At 62.6% G+C, this 20,292-nt stretch carries 18 protein-coding genes and 1 riboswitch; of the genes, 10 read left to right on the top strand and 8 right to left on the bottom strand.

Annotated elements, in window-relative coordinates; translation table 11 throughout:
- Positions 1-74 precede the first annotated feature (74 nt).
- Both gabT and R4P65_RS18680 read left to right on the top strand, forming a co-directional pair.
- Positions 75-1,439 (top strand): 4-aminobutyrate--2-oxoglutarate transaminase, encoded by a 1,365-nt coding sequence (gene gabT / locus R4P65_RS18685; protein WP_317827643.1) that lies wholly within the window; start codon positions 75-77, stop codon positions 1,437-1,439.
- A gap of 1 nt (position 1,440) precedes the next feature.
- Positions 1,441-2,886, top strand: a complete 1,446-nt coding sequence (locus R4P65_RS18680) for an NAD-dependent succinate-semialdehyde dehydrogenase (RefSeq protein ID WP_019746726.1) — start codon at positions 1,441-1,443, stop codon at positions 2,884-2,886.
- 52 nt (positions 2,887-2,938) lie between these two features.
- Here the strand turns inward: R4P65_RS18680 and dszD are convergent, their stop codons facing one another.
- From dszD to R4P65_RS18665, 3 genes are all read right to left on the bottom strand, one after another.
- Positions 2,939-3,517: an NADH:FMN oxidoreductase DszD gene (dszD, locus tag R4P65_RS18675; protein WP_003941189.1), complete on the bottom strand. Its 579-nt coding sequence runs from the start codon at positions 3,515-3,517 to the stop codon at positions 2,939-2,941.
- 209 nt (positions 3,518-3,726) lie between these two features.
- Positions 3,727-4,200: a YbaK/EbsC family protein gene (locus R4P65_RS18670; RefSeq protein WP_317827642.1), complete on the bottom strand. Its 474-nt coding sequence runs from the start codon at positions 4,198-4,200 to the stop codon at positions 3,727-3,729.
- A 15-nt stretch (positions 4,201-4,215) separates the two neighbouring features.
- The gene (locus R4P65_RS18665; protein WP_317827641.1) at positions 4,216-5,319 is read right to left on the bottom strand and encodes a hypothetical protein; all 1,104 of its coding nucleotides are present in this window, start codon (positions 5,317-5,319) and stop codon (positions 4,216-4,218) included.
- A 126-nt stretch (positions 5,320-5,445) separates the two neighbouring features.
- Here R4P65_RS18665 and R4P65_RS18660 point away from each other — a divergent pair, with 126 nt between their 5' ends.
- The 3 genes from R4P65_RS18660 (at position 5,446) to R4P65_RS18650 (ending at position 10,005) form a co-directional block, all read left to right on the top strand.
- On the top strand, positions 5,446-6,030 hold the full coding sequence (locus R4P65_RS18660; protein WP_317827690.1) for a TetR/AcrR family transcriptional regulator: 585 nt from the start codon (positions 5,446-5,448) through the stop codon (positions 6,028-6,030).
- A gap of 45 nt (positions 6,031-6,075) precedes the next feature.
- Positions 6,076-6,249: riboswitch (M-box (ykoK) riboswitch) on the top strand.
- A 348-nt stretch (positions 6,250-6,597) separates the two neighbouring features.
- On the top strand, positions 6,598-9,291 hold the full coding sequence (mgtA, locus tag R4P65_RS18655) for a magnesium-translocating P-type ATPase (RefSeq protein ID WP_317827640.1): 2,694 nt from the start codon (positions 6,598-6,600) through the stop codon (positions 9,289-9,291).
- A 9-nt stretch (positions 9,292-9,300) separates the two neighbouring features.
- Positions 9,301-10,005 carry an MgtC/SapB family protein gene (locus R4P65_RS18650; protein WP_003941187.1) on the top strand — a complete coding sequence of 235 codons (705 nt, stop codon included), beginning with the start codon at positions 9,301-9,303 and terminating at the stop codon, positions 10,003-10,005.
- Between the two features lie 18 nt (positions 10,006-10,023).
- Here the strand turns inward: R4P65_RS18650 and R4P65_RS18645 are convergent, their stop codons facing one another.
- The 5 genes from R4P65_RS18645 to R4P65_RS18625 all read right to left on the bottom strand — a co-directional run bounded on the left by R4P65_RS18645 (position 10,024) and on the right by R4P65_RS18625 (position 14,404).
- On the bottom strand, positions 10,024-11,385 hold the full coding sequence (locus R4P65_RS18645) for a lipase family protein (protein ID WP_317827639.1): 1,362 nt from the start codon (positions 11,383-11,385) through the stop codon (positions 10,024-10,026).
- A gap of 64 nt (positions 11,386-11,449) precedes the next feature.
- On the bottom strand, positions 11,450-11,905 hold the full coding sequence (locus R4P65_RS18640; protein ID WP_317827638.1) for a GNAT family N-acetyltransferase: 456 nt from the start codon (positions 11,903-11,905) through the stop codon (positions 11,450-11,452).
- A 12-nt stretch (positions 11,906-11,917) separates the two neighbouring features.
- Positions 11,918-12,292, bottom strand: a complete 375-nt coding sequence (locus tag R4P65_RS18635; protein ID WP_317827637.1) for a GNAT family N-acetyltransferase — start codon at positions 12,290-12,292, stop codon at positions 11,918-11,920.
- 277 nt (positions 12,293-12,569) lie between these two features.
- A complete protein-coding gene (locus R4P65_RS18630) occupies positions 12,570-13,691 on the bottom strand; it encodes a DUF475 domain-containing protein (protein ID WP_317827636.1) in 1,122 nt (373 codons plus the stop codon).
- Positions 13,692-13,828: 137 nt separating this feature from the next.
- A complete protein-coding gene (locus R4P65_RS18625; RefSeq protein WP_020906049.1) occupies positions 13,829-14,404 on the bottom strand; it encodes a TerD family protein in 576 nt (191 codons plus the stop codon).
- A 243-nt stretch (positions 14,405-14,647) separates the two neighbouring features.
- On the opposite strand from R4P65_RS18625, the gene R4P65_RS18620 reads away from it, so the two are divergent.
- From R4P65_RS18620 to R4P65_RS18600, 5 genes are all read left to right on the top strand, one after another.
- On the top strand, positions 14,648-15,793 hold the full coding sequence (locus tag R4P65_RS18620; protein ID WP_317827635.1) for a hypothetical protein: 1,146 nt from the start codon (positions 14,648-14,650) through the stop codon (positions 15,791-15,793).
- 92 nt (positions 15,794-15,885) lie between these two features.
- Positions 15,886-17,043: an HpcH/HpaI aldolase/citrate lyase family protein gene (locus R4P65_RS18615; RefSeq protein WP_317551720.1), complete on the top strand. Its 1,158-nt coding sequence runs from the start codon at positions 15,886-15,888 to the stop codon at positions 17,041-17,043.
- On the top strand, positions 17,040-18,329 hold the full coding sequence (locus R4P65_RS18610) for a phosphoribosyltransferase family protein (RefSeq protein ID WP_317827634.1): 1,290 nt from the start codon (positions 17,040-17,042) through the stop codon (positions 18,327-18,329). Before R4P65_RS18615 ends, R4P65_RS18610 begins: the two co-directional genes overlap by 4 nt.
- Positions 18,326-19,435 carry a cysteine protease StiP family protein gene (locus R4P65_RS18605; protein ID WP_317827633.1) on the top strand — a complete coding sequence of 370 codons (1,110 nt, stop codon included), beginning with the start codon at positions 18,326-18,328 and terminating at the stop codon, positions 19,433-19,435. The genes R4P65_RS18610 and R4P65_RS18605 overlap by 4 nt, the downstream gene beginning before the upstream one ends.
- A complete protein-coding gene (locus R4P65_RS18600; RefSeq protein WP_317827632.1) occupies positions 19,432-20,289 on the top strand; it encodes an HAD family hydrolase in 858 nt (285 codons plus the stop codon). Before R4P65_RS18605 ends, R4P65_RS18600 begins: the two co-directional genes overlap by 4 nt.
- Positions 20,290-20,292: the final 3 nt, after the last annotated feature.

Raw genomic sequence — 20,292 nt, 5'->3', positions numbered from 1 at the left:
TCCATTTCGGCAGTGCTTGCGATGCTTCGCGCGTCGCATACTCGAATGCAATACACAACCGAGAGGGTGGTCACATGAGTGCAATCGAATACCGGCTTCCGCAGGAGCGTCGCATCGTCACGGAGTTCCCGGGCCCGCGCTCGGCTGCGCTCGCCGAACGCCGTAAAAAGGTCGTCGGCGCCGGCGTCGCATCCACCCTTCCGGTCTACGTCGCCGACGCAGACGGCGGAGTCATCGTCGACGTCGACGGCAATTCGCTGATCGATCTCGGTGCCGGTATCGCGGTGACCAGCGTCGGCGCCTCCAACCCGGCCGTCGTGTCCGCAGTTCAGGATCAGGTCGCGCACTTCACCCACACCTGTTTCATGGTCGCTCCGTACGAGGGCTACGTCGAGGTCGCCGAGCGTCTCGCCGAGCTCACCCCCGGTGACCACGAGAAGCGTTCCGTGCTGTTCAACTCCGGCGCAGAAGCCGTCGAGAACGCCGTCAAGATCGCCCGTCACGCAACCGGTCGCGACGCAGTCGTCGTCTTCGACCACGCGTACCACGGCCGCACCAACCTCACGATGGCACTGACCTCGAAGTCCATGCCGTACAAGAGTGGTTTCGGTCCGTTCGCCCCCGAGGTCTACCGCGTCCCGATGTCCTACCCGTACCGCGAGGGCCTCAATGTCGACGGCTCCAAGATCACCGGTGAGCAGGCCGCACAGCGCGCCATCACGATGATCGAGAAGCAGGTCGGCGCTGCCAACACTGCCGCCATCCTCATCGAGCCCATTCAGGGCGAGGGCGGATTCATCGTTCCCGCAGAAGGATTCCTCCCGACGCTCGTCGCGTGGGCCAAGGAGAACGGCGTCGTCTTCATCGCCGACGAGGTTCAGGCAGGCTTCGCTCGTACCGGCGCCTGGTTCGCCAGCGATCACGAGGGCATCGTCCCCGACCTGGTCACTCTCGCCAAGGGCATTGCAGGCGGCATGCCGCTCGCCGCTGTCACGGGCCGCGCCGAGCTCATCGACGCCGTCCACCCCGGCGGCCTCGGTGGCACCTACGGCGGTAACCCCGTCGCCTGCGCCGCTGCATTGGCGTCCATCGACCAGATGCGTGAGCTCGACCTCTGTGGCCGCGCACGCACCATCGAGTCGACCGTTGTCGGCCGAATGAACGCACTGGCAAAGGAACTCGACGTCATCGGTGACGTTCGCGGTCGCGGCGCCATGCTCGCCATCGAGCTCGTCAAGCCCGGTGGGCAGGAGCCGGACGCCGACATCACCAAGAAGATCGCCGCCGAATGCCTCGCTGCCGGCGTCGTGATCCTCACCTGCGGTACGTACGGCAACGTCATCCGTCTGCTCCCGCCGCTGGTCATCTCCGAAGAGCTGCTCGACGACGCGTTGACCGTCCTCGAGGCCGCCATCCGCACTGCAGCACAGGGGAACTGACATGTCCAACGTCTCGGATCTTCTCGACTCGGTACCCAAGGGTCTCTGGCTCGGCGGCAAGCTCGTCCCGGCCGAGAAGACCTTCGCGGTCTACAACCCGGCGACGGGTGAGGAACTCGCCCAGGTAGCCGACGCCACCGCTGCCGACGGTATCCGCGCGCTCGACCTCGCCGCTGCGGCGCAGGAAGACTGGGCGGCCACTCCGGCACGTGTACGCGGCGAGATCCTGCGCACCGCCTTCGAATTGCTGCACGCCCGCGCCGAGGACTTCGCGCTGATGATGACCCTGGAAATGGGTAAGTCGTTGGCAGAGAGCCGCGGTGAGGTCAACTACGGCGGCGAATTCCTGCGCTGGTTCAGCGAGGAAGCAGTACGCATCGGCGGACGTTTCACGCAGGCTCCGGCCGGCAACGGTCGCATCCTGGTCACCAAGGAAGCCGTCGGACCGGTCCTTGCGATCACCCCGTGGAACTTCCCGCTCGCCATGGGCACACGCAAGATCGGACCGGCGCTGGCTGCCGGTTGCACCATCATCGTCAAGCCCGCCGAGGACACGCCGCTGACCATGCAGCTCCTCGGTCAGGTGTTCGCCGATGCTGGTCTGCCCGACGGTGTGCTCTCGATCCTCCCGACGTCCGACGCGGCCTCCATCAGTGGACCGCTGATGGAAGATGCGCGTCTGCGCAAGGTCACCTTCACCGGCTCCACTGGCGTCGGAAAGCTGTTGGTGCGGGGTGCCGCTGACAAGCTGCTCCGCACGTCGATGGAACTGGGTGGCAATGCGCCGTTCATCGTCTTCGACGACGCCGACATCGACGCAGCTGTCGACGGCGCAATGCTCGCGAAGATGCGTAACGGCGGCGAGGCCTGCACCGCGGCCAACCGCATCTACGTCGCCAACTCGGTGCGCGAAGAGTTCACCGACAAGTTCACCGCCAAGGTTGCGGCCTTGAAGGTGGGCGCCGGTGACGCCGAGGGCACCAACATCGGCCCGCTGATCAACACCAAGCAACTCGCAACCGTCACCGGACTCGTCGACGACGCCGTGTCCAAGGGCGCTCGCGTTCGCACCGGTGGATCGGCGCCCGAAGGAGCCGGCTTCTTCTTCACCCCGACCGTTCTGGATCAGGTGCCCGCCGATGCGCGCCTGCTGAAGGAAGAGATCTTCGGACCCGTTGCGGCAGTGGTCGGTTTCGACACTGAAGACGAAGCGATCGCGGCTGCGAACAACACCGAATACGGCCTCGTGGCGTACTTCTACACCCGCGACATCGACCGGGCGATGCGCGTCTCGGCCAAGCTGGACACCGGCATGGTCGGCGTCAATCGCGGCGCGATCTCCGATGCTGCGGCGCCGTTCGGTGGTGTCAAGGAATCGGGCTTCGGTCGTGAAGGTGGAACCGAGGGTATCGACGAGTACCTCGATACCAAGTACGTAGCGCTGTAACTTGCTGTGCGCCTTTATTAACCGCGGGCGGTTAATAAAGGCGCACAGTTGTCTATTGACCTAACGGAGTGGGGCGGTAGTACTTGCCCTCGTGGTAGAGCAGCGGTGCGGCAGCGGATTCGTCGTCCTCTTCGGCGTGGACCCGCGTGACGAGTCCGATGACCAGCGTGTGGTCGCCAACAGGGATCAACTGGTCGACCTTGACGCGCATCCAGCTGGGGGTGCCGTGCAGAACCGGCTCCCCGGTGTCGAGCACTGCCCACAGCGACTCGTCTGCAAAACGCTGATCGGCGCTACGCGCAAAGCGCTGGGCCAGATGCTGCTGATGTTCGCCGAGAAGGTGGATAACCAAGGACTCGGCGGCCTTGAGTGCATTGATGCTCGACGACGTCTCCGCGATGTTGAACGAGACGAGCGGCGGCTCGAGGGAGACGGACGAAAACGACGTGGCGGTGAAACCCACCGGGCCGGTACCCGAATCGAGGGTCACGACGGTGACACCGGCGGGGTGGCGGCGAAGCGCTGCGCGGTAGTCGCCGGCGCAGATGCCGGTGGACAACTCGGGCGTCGCCGCTACTTCGGGGACGTCGGGGGTGGTGTGGCTGGAAACGGCATTCGGCTTGTCAGACAACGGGAACTCTCCGGCTGGAACTCGAGGTGTGCGGTGTGGTCGAGGTGACTGCGCTCGGCATACACAGACATGCGTCGGTGCGGCACAGATCTACGTGCCGTCGTCGCCAGTGGTTGCCGGCCGGGGTCCTTGTTGCAGTGCACATGGTGCGTCCAACTATAGGTGGACGCACGTACGAGTGGGTTCGGACCGGCCTGCCCGGGAGCGCTTCAGTCCATGTCGACGGCGAGGCCGGCGGTGATTCGGAGGAGTTCGGAGTACGTCGTGCGAAAGACTGTGTTCGGGTGCCCGGCAGCAGCCCACAACTCGGGGTACTGCTCGAGGGCAGTATCGATGTACGTGGGCAGGTTGGTGGGATGTCCGAGCGGAGCGACCCCACCGATCGGCTGGCCCGTCGCGGACTTCGCCATTTCCAGCGGCGCCCGCGTGAGCTTGCCTTCGAGGCGTTCGCCGGTGGTCTTCAGGTTGACCTGATGTGCGCCGGAGACCAGCAGCAGGACCGGATCGTCGTCGAGAAGGAACACCAGTGACTTGGTGATCGCGCCTACCTCCACCCCGACGGCCGCCGCTGCCTCGGCCGCGGTGTGCGTGGCGTCGGGCTGCGTGACGATGACGCCGTGGTGACCCCGTGAGATCAGTGTTTCGGCGACGTGCGAGGCGTTGGGGTGGAGGAGGCTCGTCATGAGTTCAGACTAGGACTAGTCGGCGTTCGCCACAGCTGGAGTCGGCGTCGTGTCGGTGGACTTTCGGTTACGACGGATCGTGAAGCCGAAGAGCATGACCGCACCGATCAGCGCGTACAGGAAGAGCGTCAGGGCAGGCTGGCCGACGCCGACGTTGTTGAAGTAGACGATGCTCCGGACGCCCTCGGTGCCGGCGCCGGGTGTGATCCATCGGCCGATGGCGGCGTAGAACGAGGGAATCACGTTGGAGCCGAATGCGCCTCCCGCACTGGGATTGCCGAGGATCACGAAGACGGCGATAGCCAACGGGACTGCCAGAACGCCGATGGCGGCACGCAATCCGAGTGTGAACATGGCAGTGCCGAACACCACGGCTGTTCCCAGGATCCAGAGCGGGAACCAGTGGCCCGCGAAAGTTCCGAGCACGTGTGAGGTGATGAGGGCGCCGAGGGCTCCCGAGATGATCGAGTAGATCGCGATCACGCCGGTGTGTGCGCTTGCCTGGCGGAGGGTCTTCGGCGCGCCGATGAACAGTCCGATGGCTGCCGCGAGTAGATAGCCGCCGACGACCCAGCCGACCGAGAGGTAGAAGCCGGAGAGGCCGCGGTTGTCGTGTGCTCCGACGGGGATCTCGTCGCGTACGACGAACTGTCGGTCCTGTGTCGCCTCGACCTTCGTGAAAACCGCTTCGAGTGACGTCGCGATGGAACTGCCGCCCGCGCTCGCGGTGATCAGGGTGTCCGGTCCGGCCGGGTTGATGACAAAGGCGCCCTGGATCTCGCGGTCGTTGATCATGCGGCGAGCGGTCGCCGTGCTGTCGATCACCTGAGCGTCGAGCGGGCTGCCGTCGATGGCGTTGAGTTTGTCGGCGATCTGCTGATCCATGCCGTCGGGTGTGCCCTGATCGGCGATGACCGCGATTTCGATGTCTCGCGGAGTCGGCTGATGGAAGGCGGCGACGTAGCTGAGGATGAAGCCCATCTGCAGCAGGAGCACGCCGACGAACAACGCGGCCATCACCTTGGGTGCGCCGTATTTCACCAGCAGATTGTCGTGGTGGTGTTCGTCGTGGGTGGGGCTGTTGTCTGGTGCGGCGTGTGCCGGATGCGTAGTGGTCACGAAAGAGTCCTGATCTTGTCGAAAGTAAAGAGCTTGTCAATACCCGAGGTATTGAATACTCTAGGTATCGTGACTGAATCTCGTCAACCGGACTGGACTCCGGTAACCCGCCCCGGACGTGACGTGGTGCGGCAAAGACTGCTCGACGCTGCGGCGGAAGAGTTTGCGGAGCGCGGATTCAGTGCTGCACGTCTCACTGAAGTTGCTCGCCGAGCGGGCTTCACCAAGGGGGCTGTCTACTCCAACTTCGAGTCGAAACAAGATCTGTTCGCCGAACTGTTCGCGCAACGGTCTCTCGAACTGGCCGGCCGTGTGCTCGCCGAGATCGCCGGGATGAACCCGTCCGACGCGGCGGGCAAAGGCGGCGAGGCCATTGCAACGTGGATGGTCGACGATCCGGGATGGTCACTGCTCGTTCTCGAATTCGGAGTCCTCGCCGGGCGTGATCCGCAGATCGCTCAGGCATACTTGCGTGAGCGTCGCCACTTGCGCAGTCAGCTGGTGGAGTTGATCGGCGAACGTGCCCGGGAATGGGGAGTGGACAATTCTCTCGATGTGCGAACCACCGCAATCTCGTTGATGGCCTTGATATCCGGGCTCGTCCTCGAGCACTCCGTGGATCCTGAAGAAGTTGACCAGAGCGTGATGGGCGCCGCTGTGACGGCACTCTTCGCCGGTGCAGTCGCACGGGCGGGATTGCCCGCCGTCTGAGTTGCTCGGTTGACAGGCAACAGATTTGAGAACTACCCTCTGGGTGCAGTACCTCGTTAGGTGAGGCTTCTGCACGAACACAGGCCACTGATCTCACGACGTCGAGAGACGCCCAAGGTTAGGACAGATCTCCCCGGCTTAAGGGGTGATCCAAAGTGGCTTCCCGGTTTGGATCGGGACACGTCGTGCAGTGCCAAAACTCGGACGTGGAGGTGTTTTCGCAGCTTGATGCCGGTTTCTTCCGGCGAAGGCGAGAGTACGTCGATATTCGGTTCTCCTGGCGTGTGCTGTGCGCATGCAATCGTGTGGCGTCATCAGACGCCCCGAACTTTCAGGAGGTGACCATCGTGGACGACCCGCCGAGTCGATATTCGACCCAGCCCTCTGCTCTTACCGACGGTGCTCACCCCGGTCTTTCGCTCGTCAGCCTCTGACCTTTTTGCACCCTCGGTTTCATCTGCGCGGCTTTGCCGCGTCCGCTGACGACTTTCGTTGTCGTTCAGCGCATTCTGCTGCCCTGATGCACTGACATGGTCTGATGTGTTCGGGCAGCCGAGGAGATTCGTCATGTCATTTTCCGTTCTCGCATTGCGGCCACGGCCCACGAGAAACAATGCACAACAAACACATTCAACAGTCCTGGCCAAGGAAAGCGCACAGGAATTGGTCGACTACTCGACCGCGGACACCCGCACCGTTCTCGCAGATCTGACCACGACGACCAACGGGCTTCGTGAGGATCAGATCGACGATCTTCGCCGGCAATACGGGCGCAACGACGTCCGCCACGACCGCCCGGCCCCGGCAATCGTGCAGTTCGCGGGGGCGTTCAAGAACCCGTTCATCCTGATCCTGGTGTTCCTCGCCCTGATCATGGTCGCGACCGACGTGGTGTGGGCGGACCCGGAAGACGGACCTTCCTACGAGGGGATCATCACCCTCGGGTTGATGATCTTTGTCAGTGTGTCACTGAGGTTCTGGCAGGAATACCGTTCGAGTCGGGCCGCCGAGGCGCTCAAGGCGATGGTCACGACAACAGTTGCAGCCACCCGCAAGATCAACAACACTGTGGTCACGGCGGAGATTCCGATCGAGCAACTACTGCCAGGTGATGTAGTCCAGCTTGCCGCCGGCGACATGATCCCGGCCGATGTCCGCATCATCCGGGCCAAAGATCTACAGATCAATCAGTCCATGCTCAGCGGTGAATCGATGCCGGCCGAGAAGTCGGCGGAACCATCCTCGGGGATCGACGTCGATCGACTGCTCGAAGCCGAGAACATCGGATTCATGGGTACTTCCGTCGTGTCGGGCAGCGGCACCGCCGTTGCGGTACACACCGGCAAGCGGACTTACTTCGGTGCCATGACAGCACAATTGGCGTCCAAGCGACCCGAAACCAGCTTCGACGTCGGGGTGCGCAGCGTCAGCTACCTGCTGATCAAGTTCATGCTGATCATGGTTCCCGCGGTGTTCATCATCAACGGACTGACCAAGGACTGGAGCCAGGCACTACTCTTCGGCGTCGCCACCGCAGTGGGGTTGACACCGGAAATGTTGCCGCTCATCGTGACTGCGAATCTGGCCAAGGGTGCGCTGCACATGTCGCGCAAGAAGGTGATCGTCAAGCAGATCAACGCGATTCAGAACTTCGGCGCTATGGACGTTCTGTGCACGGACAAGACCGGAACTCTCACCGAGGACCGTATCGTTCTCGGTGAGCATCTCGATACCGCCGGACGTAAGTCCGAGGACGTGTTGCGGCTCGCGGCGGTCAATTCCGTGAATCAGACCGGATTGCGCAGTCTTCTCGACGATGCGGTGATCGAAGCCGCCGGTCCCGAAGTGGTCGAGGAGATCTCGCGTCGGCACGGGTTGGTGGACGAGATTCCCTTCGACTTCAAGCGCCGTCGACTCTCCGTGGTGGTCGACCACGGCGACGCCGATCTGATTGTCACCAAAGGTGCAGTGGAAGAGCTCCTTTCGGTCTGCGAATCGGTGGAACTGGACGGGGTCACCCACCAGTTGACACCGGGATGGCTGGCCCGCGTCGACCGTCTGGTCGCGGAGCTGAACGGTCAGGGCAAGCGAGTGCTTGCGGTGGCAACCAAGGTCGTTGCCGACGAGCAGCGACGGGAATACTCCACTGCCGACGAAGAAGGCATGACCCTGGTCGGGTTGCTTGCCTTCCTCGACCCGCCGAAGGAATCTGCGGCCGGGGCGATCGAAGCGCTCGCGAACCATGGCGTCGCCGTCAAGGTGGTGACGGGTGACAACGAACTGGTAGCCGAAACCGTCTGCGGCAAAGTCGGTATCGATGTGGGAACCGTGGTATCCGGGGCTGAGATCGAAGCGTTGAGCGACGAGGCCCTCGACGAGTTGGTGCAACGGACAACTGTCTTCGCAAAGACGGATCCGATGCAGAAAGCACGCATTGTCGAATCGCTACGCCGGGTCGGCCACACGGTCGGCTTCCTCGGCGACGGTGTCAACGACGCACCCGCACTGCGGGCGGCGGATGTCGGCATCTCTGTCGACACCGCAGCGGACATCGCGCGCGAATCCGCGGACATCATCTTGCTGGAGAAGGACCTCGGTGTACTCGAACAGGGAGTCATCGAAGGGCGTCGGACCTTCGGGAACATCCAGAAGTACATCAAGATGACTGCGTCGTCGAACTTCGGGAACGTGTTCTCGGTGCTCGTCGCAAGCGCCTTGCTGCCGTTCATCCCCATGATTCCCGTAGTTCTGTTGTTGCAGAACCTGATTTACGATCTCTCGATGCTCACGATCCCGTGGGACCGCGTCGACGACGACTTCCTCGCGAAGCCGCGGAAGTGGGAAACCAAGAGCCTGCGTCGGTTCATGGTGTTCATCGGCCCGATCAGTTCGATCTTCGACATCTCGACGTTCGCGCTGATGTGGTTCGTGTTCGCCGCCAACTCTCCCGAGCACGCAGCCCTGTTCCAATCGGGTTGGTTCATCGAGTCATTGATCTCGCAGACGCTGATCGTTCACATGATCCGCACCCGCAAGATCCCGTTCATCCAGTCGCGTGCATCGCTGCCGGTACTGCTCAGCACGGGCGCCGCCTGCGTCTTCGCGCTGGTGTTCCCGTTCACGTCCTGGGGTCATTCCCTCGGGTTGGTTTCACTGCCGTGGAACTACTTCCCGTGGCTGGTCCTCACTCTCGCGGCGTACTGCGTCGTCACGCAGGTGGTCAAGGGAATGTTCATCCGTCGATTCGCGACCTGGCTCTAGGAGTTCACCGTGGAAATCCACGTCATCCTTGTGCGGATAGCGCTCGGGCTCGTCCTCGGTGCTGCCGTCGGGATCGAAAGGCAATGGCGCGCAAGGATGGCGGGTCTGCGAACCAATGCGTTGGTGAGCTTGGGTGCGACTCTTTTCGTCATCATGGGCGCGTACGGCTTTCAGGGGCCGGACGCTGATCCGACGCGCGTCGCGGCGCAGATCGTCTCGGGGATCGGTTTTCTCGGTGCTGGAGTGATCATGAAGCAGGGGGCCTCGGTCACTGGCCTGAACACCGCCGCAACTCTGTGGGCCACGGCCGCCGTCGGCGCACTGGCCGGCGGCGGAATGTACTGGGTCGCGGTGTTCGGGGCCGGCGCGATCATGTTGGCGAACACACTGTTGAGGCCGTTGGGTCGGATGATGGATCACCAGCCTGCCCGCACCGGACGCGAGGAACCGCCCGCGGACTACACCTTCGAGGTGACCTGCCATGGCGACGCCGAAGCTCACATCAGAGGGCTTACCGTGCAGTCCATTTCGAGGCCGGAGTTCCAACTTCGGTCAGTGCAGTCCTTCGATATCCCGGACAGCGACCGCGTGCGGGTGGTGGCCGAACTGGCTGCTGCGGAGCGTGACGACGGACTCTTGGAATCCGCCGTCAGCCGGTTGAGCCTGGAACCGTTGGTGACTCACGTTCGGTGGGAGGTGGAGCCGTCGAAGTAGATTCGAGGTCTCTGTCAGCTAGCGCGCATGTTCCTGCGGCGCAAGTGAGTTCCCCGGTGCGATGTTCGCGCAGTTGGACGGTGCAGGCTTGCCGTTCAATCGGTCGTCGACCCAGGCGAGCGCACCGGGGAGCCAGAGCATGGCGCCGAGGAAGTGGCTGATGGTGTCGTACTGGTCGTACTGAATCGCCAGGCCGGCGTCGCAGTACTTGCGTGCGAGGGTGCGGACATCGCCCGTGATCATGACGCCGTCTCCTGCTCCGACGCCGGGGCCGCCGGGTTGGGTGCCCTCGATGGTGCCGTTGGCTGCCTGCGCGATGAACATCGGAATGGTCGGTGTCGCCGCGGTGCCCATGTTGATCTTGTTCACGACATCGACGTACTCGGGAACCGTATTGGGATCGGCGTACTCGGGTTTGACCAGATCCTGCCAGGTCAATCCGGGGTATTGCGCCAGCACATTGCCGATGGACGCGTCTTCGAGTCGAGCCATGACGTCGCGTCCACGGTCGCTGAGATACTTTCCGAAATCGATGTCGTACGAACGCGCAACGCCGACGACTGCCATGCCGACAACGCCGCCCCACCCGATGCTTCCGCTCGCGTAGCGAAGGTTGTTGGCCGGATTGACCAGCACGCCGCCCTGCGCGGCACCGATCAAGTTGTCGTTGATCTCCGGTGCATACGCGGGAGCGAGGATCGAAGCCCAGTTGGTGGCGATCGCTCCGCCGGAGTACCCCATCAGTGCGATCTCGGCGTCGTCGGTGATTCCGGTTTCCGGGACATCTCGAGCGGCACGCAGAGCGTCGAGCGTCATCATCCCGTATTCGGGTCCGGCAGCGAAGTTCGCATCCGGGCCTTCGGTGTCCGGGACGACGATCGTGTAGCCCAGCGCGAAGAGCGGCCCGAACAGAGCCGCTTCGATGCTCGTGAAGGTTCCGCCGATATTGAAGTTGCGCCCACTCGGCGTCCAGTCACCGATCGGGGTGTTACCCGCGATGGCCCGCGACGGACTGTCGTCGGGGTTCAGTGAATCGTAAAAGGATTGGTACGAAACAACTTTGTCCGGTTGAGCGTTGGCCGGGCGCAGGATCGAGGTGACGTTGGCGGACGGTTGTCCCAGGGCGTCGGTTGATCGATAGAGAACCTGCAGTGCCTGTATCGGGGTCGGGACGTTGAGCACCGTGTACGGCACGGTGCGAGTCTCGAGGACTGCGCCGGGAGCGTACGACGAGAGGGGCGTCGTGCCGTCGTAGCTGTAGAAACCGTCATCAGGGGACTGGGCAAGAGCCGGCTGTGCGAGCGCTACCGGTGCGCCGACGCCTGTCAGTGCGACAGCGAGTACTCCGACAACTGTGCGAGACAAGACCCTTGACGACATACTCGTCCTCCACATTGGTGTGCCACGCCCCACCCTGAGATCGCGGTGTGACGACCACCATATATTACTCGCGGGTAATGTGGGGATCTGTCATCTCGGGCGCCGTGTCGAGTTCTCGGCGTAGAAAGATTTCGGAGGGCTCGCCGGGAAGTAGCAAAACTCCTGCGTCGACGTATCCCATTGCGCGATAGAAGTTCTGGGCTGATTCGTCGGCGAGCGTGGAGGTGAGAACCGTCGAATATCCCGCACGGCGCATCTGTGTTTCCCAGTATCTGACCAACGCGCTCCCGATGCCTTGGCCGCGGTTCGAAGACAGGACGGTCAGCATATTCATGAACGGAATCTCGTCCCAGAACAGGCCCCAACGGAGCCATCCGATTGGATTACCGCTGTCCTCGGCGACGAGTATCCGGCCGCGTCGGACCACCGACACGAGTTCCTCGTCTGCGATGTGCGAGTCGTTCTCACGTAAGAACGGCAATTCTGTCTGCGCTGCGACGCGAATGTTCACCACACACATCAGTATTGCCGTTCAAGCTGAGGCGGTTAAGTTCGGCTTGGACAGGTAGGCAACTCCGGGAATGTGACTGGGGTCCGGCGGCAACTGCACGTAACCCGCCCGGGTGTACAGGCGAATGTTCCGCACGCTCTTGCTTCCAGTGAACAACTCGAAACTGGTGATGTGTGCCGGAGCATTCTGTTCCACGTGCTGCAGGAGGCGCCGGCCGAGGCCGTTACCCGCCAAGTCCGGAGCCACCATGAGACGCCCTATCTGCCAAGCGGTTCCGTCCGCTTTACCTCGAACGGCCCCGACGAGCCGTCCGCTGCGCCGTGCAGTCCAGACGGTCGACTCCTGAACCCAGGCTTGCACCGTGGGTAGGTCCTCGTGGAGCGGGGGTATGTCCATGCTGTTGTTCGAGATTGCTTCAGAGACCCAGCAACAGCGTTGTAGAACAAGGACTTCCGCGGCGTCCTCATCGGTTGCGCGGTCTATGACTATCTCGTCCATGGTTTCCTCTACGAATCGGTTCCTCGTACCCGCAGGACAATTGTTCACCCGCAGGCTGAATTTGGCGCGCGGATGAACAATTGGCGCGCGGCTGTGTATTCGGAAAGTTTCAATTCAGTCATAACAAACAAAACGCCCGCGACCAATTGGTCGCGGGCGTTTCGAAAAAAGAACGTCAGACAGTTGCCGGAGTGTTCTCGTCCAACTTCGGATCGTCGTTCGCGATTCGCTTGTTGCGAATGAGGCTGCTGATGAAAGCAGCGCCGATCAAGAAGACACCGACGAGGCCGGTGATGATCTCGTTGATGTGAACGCCGATGGACACCATCAAGATGACGGCCAGAGCGCCGATGGCCCAGTGGGCACCGTGCTCAAGGTAAACGTAGTCGGAGAGCGTGCCCTTGCGGACCAGGAAGACCGTGATGGAACGGACGAACATCGCGCCGACGAATCCGAGGCCGAGGGCGATGATGATCGGGTCCGCCGTGATGGCGAATGCGCCGATGACGCCGTCGAAGGAGAAGGACGCGTCGAGGACCTCTAGGTAGAGGAACAGGAAGAAGCCGGCCTTGCCGGTGGCCTTCGCGAATTCGGTGGGACCACCGGACTTGGTGGTCTCCTCTTCTTCGCCTTCTTCCGGCAAGTTGAAGAGTTCACCCAATCCATTGACCGCGATGTAGGTGATCATGCCCAGAACGCCCGAGATCATGACGGTCGAAACCTTGTCGTCGGCGGCGAGGAACGAACCACTCAGTACCAGGACGATGCCGGCCACGACGACCGAGAGCTGATCGAGCTTACCGATGCGAGCGAGGGGCTTCTCCAGCCAGGACAACCAGGTGATCTCGCGCTCTTCGAAGATGAAGCCGAGGAAGAGCATCAGCAGGAACATGCCACCGAATGCGGCGATCTGCGGGTGAGCGTCGGTGAGGATGGTTTCGTAGCTCGGCTCGCCGTTGGCGAAGTACGCGGCGTCGTCGGCAGGCGGGTTGAGCGCGAGGTCGAGCGCAGCTACGGGTCCGAGCCCGGAAGCAGCCCAGACGATCACGAGTGGGAACACCAGACGCATACCGAAGACGGCGATGACGATGCCGATGGTGAGGAAGATCTTCTGCCAGAAGTCACTCATTCTTCGCAGAACGGTCGCATTGATGACGGCGTTGTCGAAGGAAAGCGAGATCTCCAGAATCGACAGGATGATGACGAGGAACAGTGCCTCTGGTCCGCCGTAGATGAACGCGACGATCATCGCGATGATGGAGATCGCGATGGACAAACCGAATATTCGCAGTACCACGGAGCGTGGCCCTTTCTAGTTGGTCAATGCAGAGTGGTTACTGCAAGCGGTCTCTCACCGCATCCGAACGTGAAAACGGGGAGGGTTCCACAGACTACTGCGGAACCTTCCCCGAGTCAGCTCGTCGAGAGCGAAGATCAGACGTTGACGCCGTAATCGCGCGCGATGCCGGACAGGCCGGATGCGTAACCCTGGCCGATTGCGCGGAACTTCCACTCTGCACCGTTGCGGTACAGCTCACCGAAGACCATGGCGGTTTCGGTGGAAGCGTCCTCGGAGAGGTCGTAGCGAGCGAGCTCGTTGCCGTTGGCCTTGTCGACGACGCGGATGTACGCGTTGCGGACCTGGCCGAAGGACTGCGAGCGAGCCTCTGCGTCGTAGATCGAGACGGGGAAGACAACGCTTTCGATCTCGGCGGGAACCGCTGCGAGGTTCACGTCGATCTGCTCGTCGTCGCCTTCGCCTTCGCCGTCCGTGTTGTCACCCTTGTGCTCGATCGAGCCGTCGGGCGAACGGAGGTTGTTGAAGAAGATGAAGTGCTGGTCGGAGAGGACCTTCTTGTTCGAGCCTGCGCCGATTGCGCTGGCGTCGAGGTCGAAAGCAGCTCCGGTGGTGGAACGCGCGTCCCAGCCCAGGCCGACGACCACTGCAGTCAGGTTCGGGGCCTCCTTCGTGAGAGAGACATTGCCGCCTTTGGTCAAGCTGACGCCCATTCAGGGGTCCTTTCAAGAGGAGAGACAAGGCCCACTACGACGCGAAGTCGTCTTGGGAGTGTGTTTACCTCCACCACCCTAACCGCAGTTCCGGTGTGTTCGCCGTAACAGCAGAATTACGAACCGAGAAGCGAAGTGCTGGACCCGTAGGATTCAATCGTGGTGGGAAGATGGTCGGAACGCTTCAATCGGGGGGCAAGAGTGGGGGAGTCGGTCAGTCGTGCGCGGGAGGCGCAGACGGCCATGGTTTCGGCGTTCCTCGACATGGACAAGCGGCAGACCATCGCGTCGGCAGCAGTCGACGCTTCCGCCGAGCTCTACCCCGAGCGAGGGCTACGCGCTGCGTGGGAACCCGTTCGCGACCGGTGCTACCAGGCAGCGTCGGACTACCTCGACACATCCGAGCGTTATGGCAACGATCAGGTACTTCACCAGAATCCGAACGGTGCTCGGGCGGCGTTCGAGAAGTCGGTAGCTGCACTTGTCGAGGCAGCGCAGGGCGTCGACGCCTTCTACAACGGACATCGAGCGCACCTCGAGCAGGCGACGGTCACGATGTCCGCCATTCCCGTCCTCGGCCAACAGGCCCGAACCCTGGCGAACGCCGTCCGGGAAAAACTGGCTGCCACCGATCAGCGTTATCGCGAGTACCCGTCGGTGGTGACGGCCTCCGAAAACCTCGACGACGCGGTTGCAGCGCTCGACAATGCGCGCTCCTCCGGTCGCGCCGACGCAGTCCGAACGCGGGCCGAGAGTGTCCGCGAAGCGGTATCGGCGCTCGAGGAAGCACTGGCAGACGCCCCGTCGACCCAGCACCGTGCCGAGATGACGATCTCCTCGGTATCGACCAGGTTGTCGGCAGTGCGCACTCGAGTGGACCGCCTCGATCCGGCGTACTCCGCATTGCTGCGCGAGTTCAACGCCGCGAGTTCCGCTGACCTCGTCGACAACAGCAGTCGCAGCCGAGCGCATATCGATCAGGCCGACATCGATCTCAAGGAAGCGAAGCAGTCGCTGGCTGCGGGAAACCCCGAACACGCACTGGCTTTGATGGCCGAAGCCCGCGTGCACCTCGCCGACGCCGAAGCGTGCGCCGATGCCGTGACGGACCGTCTCGCTACTCTGCGTGCAGTTCGGGCAGATCCGAGCCAAAAGGAACGTGAGGTTCGTTTCCGGCTGAAAGACGCCCAGATGTTCGCTGTTAACCAAGGGTTGGTGGCGGAGTGGGGCTCCGTACTCGATGCTCAACTAGCAAGGATCGAGCGAGCGAGTGCGTCACTGTCGGGAACTCATCCGGACTACTGGTCGTATGTATTACAGCTGGACTCGGTATCGACGTTCATCACCGAAGTTGTCGAGAAGATGCGGGCGCGAGCCGGCAAAAACTGAATGGTCGGGCCGATCGGGGGATCGGAGTTGCTCGACGCGTTGTCACAGGGGGTCGTTTCATGGACTTGATTGCGGTTACAGAGAGAAGAGAAATGCAGCACTTTCAACATCTCGAGGATGACGTGCGGGAGCAACTGTTCCTGCACGCGCCTCGATCGTTCGCGGATTCCGACGAGAGGGATCTGCTCGCGATTGCTCTGGGTGCAACTCTCTACGTTCCTGCCACCCGGGCCGGGTTGGCCGACATCGTGTCCAAGCGTGCGTCCGAGGGCGTCAGCTCGATGGTGCTCGATCTCGAGGACGCTGTCGCCGATCACGAGGTCGAATCGGCGCGAGCGAACGCGGTTGAAGCTCTCGACAAGATCGCGTCCACCGACGCCGTCGGCATGCTGCTGTTCGTGCGGGTTCGTGAAGTCGCGGACATCCACAAGGTCGCCGCGTCGTTGACCGAGGGGCGCGCCGCGCTCACCGGGTTCGTCATCCCCAAGTTCGGCAGCGAGTCCGGCCCCGTGTTTCTCGACGCTGTAGCGGACGCATCCGAGCTGCTGGGTAAGCATCTCTACGCGATGCCGGTGCTCGAATCGCCCGCGCTGGTTCACCGCGATACGCGTGATCTCGAATTGCGCACCATCAGTGGGATTCTCGCGCAACACCGCGAGCGTATCCTTGCCGTCCGCATCGGCGCCACCGACATGTGCAGCACCTTCGGCATCCGTCGTGACCGCGATCTGACCATCTACGACGTGCGCGTGGTGGTCGATGTCATCGCCGACATCGTCAACTACCTCGGGCGTGCCGACGGTTCGGGTTTTGTCATCACCGGGCCCGTGTGGGAGTACTTCGCCGATCACGAACGCATGTTCCGGCCGATGCTGCGTGCCACCCCATTCGAGGAACACGACGCCGTCCGGTTCCGTCAGCATCTCGTCAGCCGCGACCTCGACGGCCTGCTCCGTGAGATCGCGCTGGACCGAGCCAACGGAATTCAAGGCAAGACGGTCATCCACCCGTCACACGTAGCGGCGGTCAATGCTCTCTCCGCGGTTACGCACGAGGAGTACCACGATGCCCTCGACATCCTCGGCGCTGACGCCGGGGGAGTGCAGGCCTCCGGTTACCGAAACAAGATGAACGAGATGAAGCCGCACCGCAATTGGGCTCGTCAGACTGCGCTCCGCGCTCACGTGTTCGGTGTGACCAACAAGGGCATCACGTTCGTCGAGTTGCTGACGGCGTTGGTCGATCGATGACCGAGGCTGTCCAGTACAGGGACGTCCCCTGGGCTACCGCAGAATTCGGCTTGGACCTCGTTCACGGCGATTCGTCACTCGGGCATTCGGTACCCGATCTGGTGATCCCGGGACTTCGGCGGAATCCGCGCCGCGCGCACCTGCTGGTGTCCACCGTGCTGGGTAAGCACGTGCCTACCGAGCCGTCCGTGGTCATCGGTGCTGCCGACGACCTCGGGGACTTGGGGCGAACCACCCTCGGTGACGGCGTCGACGTCGTCGTTCTCGGGTTTGCCGAAACCGCAACAGGTTTGGGTCACTGCGTCGCAGCTCGCCTGCACGCTCACTGCTACCTGCACTCCACGCGCCGAGACGTACCAGGTGCTACGACGCTCGCCGGATTCGAGGAGGGGCACTCGCACGCCACGAGCCATCTGATGCAGCCGACGTCCGCCGAACTGTTCGAGAACGACCTGCCACTGGTCCTCGTCGACGACGAGATCTCCACCGGCGCCACCGCGATCGACGCCATCCGGGCGCTGCACGGGCAATGCCCGCGAAGCCGCTACGTCGTGGCCTCGCTGGTGGACATGAGAACCGAGGAACACCGAGTCGCCAGCGAAGCCGCGGCGGCAGAGTTGGGTGTGCGGATCGACTACGTCTCTCTCGCTTCGGGTTCGACCGTCCTGCCCGACGGACTAACCGAGCGTGTCACGGCTCTGGATGCTCCGGACCTCAATCCGATCGGTGACCGCCGTGGCACGCTGACTCGGATCGATCTGCCGTGGCCGGCACATGTCCCCGACGGTGGCCGGCACGGTTTTCTCGATGGCGACACCGAGGCATTCGAGTCAGCCGTCGAGGCAGCGGTGTCCCTTCTCGGAACATCGATCGACCCGTCGCGTGCTGTGATCGTGATCGGTCACGAAGAGTTGATGTACCTGCCACTGCGCATCGCTGCGGGATTGGAAAGCTCTGGGCGAGCGGTTCGGTACCAGACCACAACTCGCTCACCCGCGTACGTCGTCGACGTGCCGGGATACCCGCTGCGACGAGGGTTCACCTTTCCGGCACCGGAACTGGGGGAGAACGAACCCCGATATGTGTACAACGCGCAGTGGCCCGATGCGGGGGTCGACGCCCTTGCCTTGCTCGTGGTGGACGAGCCCGCCGACACCGATCGGTTGACGGCGATGGACGGGGTGATCGAGGTGTTGCGGAACTCCGGCACCGACGTCCTGGTCGCCACCGTGCGCGGGGCCGATCCGTCGGCGCTGCGCGATTCCAGAGCAGGAGGCTCGTCATGAACGAACCATTGGTCGGACCCGAATTCGGTTCGTACGCGCCGGGCGAAGTGAAGTGGCTGCTCAAGGATCTCTCGCACGTGGATCTCGAAGCGGATGTATCGGTGCGCGAGAAGCGCATTCAGTCGGGTGAGGCGCACTATGCCGAGTCTCTTCCCATCGAGTACCAACCCGATCAGGCATACCGGGATCTTTTCGAGACGGTGCTCGCCGAGAGCGCTCCACGGTTGGCGCGCGCTGTCGGGACCGTGATGGATCTGGTGCTGGCCGAGCGGGGGAGTGACATCACGCTGGTTTCACTCGCCCGGGCCGGGACCCCGATCGGGATTCTGATGCGGCGCTGGGCGCAGCAAACTCGCGGATTGACGCTGCCGCACTACGCGGTGTCCATCGTCCGCGGCAAGGGCATCGATTCCGTCGCGCTCGATTATCTTGCGCACCATCATGACTCGGAGAACGTCGTCTTCGTCGACGGCTGGACCGGGAAGGGCGCCATCGCACGCGAACTCGACGCAGCGTTGACGGAGTACCACGAGGCGGGCGGAGCGAAGTTCGATTCCGATCTGGCTGTTCTCGCAGACCCCGGCCACTGCGTGCGAACGTACGGCACTCGCGACGACTTCCTGATCGCGTCCGCGTGCCTCAATTCGACGGTGTCGGGCTTGGTCTCACGGACAGTCCTCAACGACACCCTCATCGGGCCGGGCGATTTCCACGGCGCCAAGTTCTACGCCGACCTCGCCGACGTCGACGTCTCCAACAGGTTGCTCGACGTGGTCTCAGCCGAGTTCGACTCCGTCCGTGCCGATGTCGCGGATTCTCTTGCCGCAGTGCTCGATTCCGATCGGACGCCGACCTGGGCCGGCTGGGAGTCGGTGGAGAAGGTGCAGGCCGAATACGGGATCTCGACGGTCAACTTCGTCAAACCCGGTGTCGGAGAAACAACCCGGGTGTTACTGCGCCGGCTTCCCTGGAAGGTTCTGGTGCGTGAACTCGAAGCCCCGGAGCACGCACACATCCGGTTGTTGGCACAGGCCCGTGGGGTCCCGGTCGAGGTCGTCCCGGATCTCGCGTACTCGTGTGTCGGCCTGATCAAGGACATCACGTGAGCCGTGTGGACATCGTTGCGTCCCAGGTCTTGATCGCCACCGATCTGGACCGCACGATGATCTATTCACAGGCCGCGATCGGCGGTGATCCCAGTGGCTCCGATCTGGATTCGGCACCGAGCCCGCTGTGCGTCGAGTATTACAACGGCGGTCCGCTCTCACACATGAGCGTCGAATCGATCGAATTGCTGACTGCGCTCAGCTCGCGGGTTCCGGTGATTCCGACAACCACCAGGACCATTGCACAGTTCCAGCGGATCGACCTTCCCGGCGGACCGTGGAAGTACGCGATCACGAGCAACGGCGGAAACATCCTGGTGGACGGCGAAGCCGATCTCGAATGGCGAAACGAGATCGACCGTTCGACTCGTAAGGCCGGCGCCGAGTTGCCGCAGGTTCATGCGGAACTGGAATCGCGGATCGACTCGAGCTGGGTCAGCTCCATTCGTGTTGCCGACGATCTGTTTCCGTACCTGGTCGTCGATCTGGCCGTGATGCCGAGTGATTTCGAAACCGAATGGAATCACTGGTGCGTGGCACGAGGCTGGAGCGTTTCTCGTCAAGGCCGGAAGATCTACACGATGCCCGACGCCGTGTCGAAGTCACGCGCGCTGGCAGAGGTGCGCCGCAGATTGGTCGAGTCGGGTGATCTGGATCAGTCAGCCGTCGTTATCTCGGCTGGTGACGGTGCGTTGGATGCGGACATGCTCGAATACTCCGATTTCGCGATCCGGCCGAGGCACGGTGAGCTGGAAGAACTGAATTGGCAACGGCCGACCGTTACTGTGACAGAAAGGTCCGGTATCGCAGCGAGCGCGGAGATCTTGCGGTGGTTCTCTTCCGCGCTCGGGTAATAC

Origin of the sequence: Rhodococcus sp. IEGM 1318, assembly GCF_033142465.1 — a bacterium.
GTDB classification, from domain to species: Bacteria; Actinomycetota; Actinomycetes; order Mycobacteriales; family Mycobacteriaceae; genus Rhodococcus_F; species Rhodococcus_F qingshengii_B.
This window is presented reverse-complemented; position numbering and strand designations above follow the sequence as displayed.

What these genes read in the sequence shown, in the direction of transcription:
- gabT (WP_317827643.1), top strand. Translation starts at nt 75, where the DNA reads ATGAGTGCAATCGAATACCGGCTTCCGCAGGAGCGTCGCATCGTCACG.
- R4P65_RS18680 (WP_019746726.1), top strand. Translation starts at nt 1,441, where the DNA reads ATGTCCAACGTCTCGGATCTTCTCGACTCGGTACCCAAGGGTCTCTGG.
- R4P65_RS18670 (WP_317827642.1), bottom strand. Translation starts at nt 4,200, where the DNA reads ATGACGAGCCTCCTCCACCCCAACGCCTCGCACGTCGCCGAAACACTG.
- mgtA (WP_317827640.1), top strand. Translation starts at nt 6,598, where the DNA reads ATGTCATTTTCCGTTCTCGCATTGCGGCCACGGCCCACGAGAAACAAT.
- R4P65_RS18645 (WP_317827639.1), bottom strand. Translation starts at nt 11,385, where the DNA reads ATGTCGTCAAGGGTCTTGTCTCGCACAGTTGTCGGAGTACTCGCTGTC.
- R4P65_RS18640 (WP_317827638.1), bottom strand. Translation starts at nt 11,905, where the DNA reads ATGTGTGTGGTGAACATTCGCGTCGCAGCGCAGACAGAATTGCCGTTC.
- R4P65_RS18635 (WP_317827637.1), bottom strand. Translation starts at nt 12,292, where the DNA reads ATGGACATACCCCCGCTCCACGAGGACCTACCCACGGTGCAAGCCTGG.
- R4P65_RS18625 (WP_020906049.1), bottom strand. Translation starts at nt 14,404, where the DNA reads ATGGGCGTCAGCTTGACCAAAGGCGGCAATGTCTCTCTCACGAAGGAG.
- R4P65_RS18620 (WP_317827635.1), top strand. Translation starts at nt 14,648, where the DNA reads ATGGTTTCGGCGTTCCTCGACATGGACAAGCGGCAGACCATCGCGTCG.
- R4P65_RS18615 (WP_317551720.1), top strand. Translation starts at nt 15,886, where the DNA reads ATGCAGCACTTTCAACATCTCGAGGATGACGTGCGGGAGCAACTGTTC.
- R4P65_RS18610 (WP_317827634.1), top strand. Translation starts at nt 17,040, where the DNA reads ATGACCGAGGCTGTCCAGTACAGGGACGTCCCCTGGGCTACCGCAGAA.
- R4P65_RS18605 (WP_317827633.1), top strand. Translation starts at nt 18,326, where the DNA reads ATGAACGAACCATTGGTCGGACCCGAATTCGGTTCGTACGCGCCGGGC.